Raw genomic sequence first — 1703 nt, forward strand, 5'->3', positions numbered from 1 at the left:
GAATACGGCTTACCAGCAGTAGTCGGAGTCGATCATGCAACCAAACTAATAAAAGACAGACAACGAATCCGCGTCCATGGAACAGAAGGATATATCGAAATAATGTAATTGCTGGAAGCATGGGGACGTACCTTGTGCTTCCATTTCTTTTGTTGGTGCATGTGGACGTACCTTGTGCTTCCATTTTTATTAATAACAATAAGGCAAGTGCGGTCATTAAGTTTCCTGAATCGTTTTTTTTTACATAAATACATAGAACCTTTTTTTGGGGGAGGATGATGAGGAAGAGGTGCTTGGCTGCTTAGAAGACTGCGAAGAGAATTTAATAGATTGGATCGAAATGAAGGCAAACCGACGGGCGGTGGAGGGTGTTGCTGGCAAGTTTCCGCCTTCTGATGAAGACAGTCCTGCTTATCATTGATCGGGTATCTTCACAGGGCGGGATATGAATACGTAAAGGTGCTAGTAACTTTCACTCACTTTGGGACAAAGGGACGGTCTATTGTCTTAGGATCAGTAAAAATATGTAAAATCGTGAGACGGCAGAACCGTCAATCTGTCTTCAGAAGCAAAGGGTACGTCCCCGCGCTTCGAGTAACGAATAGGCGAGGTCGCTTTTTAAATAAGGGTAACGTATAATTAAACTATAGAACTAAAGATACGATTCATTAGGAGGCCGAATGTTCATGAATAGTGATCTAACAATGCCGACAAAAATATCGTTCAAATCTAATAGGGTTATGGTAAATGGAGAAGTGGTGCGGACAGCAATCTTCGCCAGATTCATGGTTGCCGAGGTCCAAACTGAATTAAACGGAACATACTATCTGATTTTCTACAAAAATGCCCTAATATATGGGGAACAACTCGAAAAGGTTGAAAAAGATTCTTTTATTGATAAAGTGCTGAATGAAGGGATAGTCTTAGATAAAAAGCACCCGCTTCTGCCTGTACTACTTCCCGCCACAGCTTTAACAATACCAGCGAAAAACAAGCTCTTCAATCATCTCCAGCGCGATTATTCCCTCCTTGAAATACCATGTATTGCTGCAGCACTCGACTCGTTTTTCTCACCAGAACAGCTCACCAAACAAATCGAAAATATCTTTTTCCACTACAGAAGAAACGGCAGTTTTTTCAAAGCCTTTCAATCGATTCATTTTTTGTCCGACTTATCTCCTTCCATGGAAAAGCTTAATGATCTCCTCCATTCCCGGGAATACAGCTCATATTCAAGTTTCTACTCTACCTCGTCTTTATCGGCAATCCAAAAGAAGGACCCCTTATTTGCAGAGTTCCATTGCTTTACGAATCGGAAAAACACCGAACATTTTCAAATGCTGGAAAGTTTATTAAATAGCGAAGAACGGTATGCTGAAGGGCTGCTGGTTTGGATGGATGACAAAAGGAATCATACTTCTGAGTCTGTTAAGAGACAAACAGAATTGGCCTTGAAGTACATACCCCTCGAAAATTGGATTCTAGTCTTATCCTATGCAAAAATTAATCCATATAAATGGGTATCAGATGCTCGAACTTTTATTGAAGGATTGATGAGAGAAGGGCAATATGAGAAAGCGGCAGTTTATTTATTCCCCTTCATTGAGGATCTGCCGCCAGAGTATCATCAGGTCTTGAATGAAATTTGGAAGCATGTGGATGCAGAATTTGTGTCTTCTAACTTGGATGAATTTATGTTGCTC

General features: G+C 40.8%; 3 protein-coding genes. All 3 read left to right on the forward strand.

The features are described 5' to 3' along the window. On the forward strand, positions 1 to 108 hold a 108-nt coding region (locus tag WB217_RS09770; RefSeq protein ID WP_423992934.1), incomplete at its 5' end, for a PEP-utilizing enzyme. Positions 109 to 289: 181 nt separating this feature from the next. Next, entirely contained in the window at positions 290 to 421 is a 132-nt protein-coding gene (locus WB217_RS09775; protein ID WP_423992930.1) for a hypothetical protein, read from the forward strand. A 265-nt stretch (positions 422 to 686) separates the two neighbouring features. Continuing rightward, positions 687 to 1703 (forward strand): hypothetical protein (locus WB217_RS09780; protein WP_423992932.1); only part of this gene is annotated, 1017 nt, incomplete at its 3' end.

The sequence above is a fragment of the Mesobacillus sp. genome (assembly GCF_049588175.1).
Taxonomy (GTDB): Bacteria; Bacillota; Bacilli; order Bacillales; family Cytobacillaceae; genus Mesobacillus.